General features: G+C 51.2%; 1 pseudogene. It reads left to right on the forward strand.

Annotated elements, in window-relative coordinates:
* Positions 1 to 260 (forward strand): annotated as a pseudogene (locus tag AXE65_RS13715) (hypothetical protein); the annotation flags it as partial.

A 260-nucleotide genomic window follows, 5' to 3' on the forward strand; every position in this document is an offset into this window, starting at 1 on the left:
TTGTTGCCTTAGGGGCTGGCAGGGCTTTAATGCGCATTGGCTTGAGGATGATAGCGCTTCTTCCGCCGCGCCCGCGAGCAATTGCCCGGTTAATAAAATCGTTGAGCTGTTTAATGAGTTGTTGCCGGAATTGCCGCCGGTAGAGGTGATTACGGATAAGCGTAAAAGACTGCTGGCGACGATTTGGGACGGTAATGAGCAAGCCCGGTCGCGCGAGTTTTGGGAGTATTTGTTTAACAGTATCCGCGAGTCTGATTTTT

The sequence above is a fragment of the Ventosimonas gracilis genome (assembly GCF_001580025.1).
Classification (GTDB): domain Bacteria; phylum Pseudomonadota; class Gammaproteobacteria; order Pseudomonadales; family Pseudomonadaceae; genus Ventosimonas; species Ventosimonas gracilis.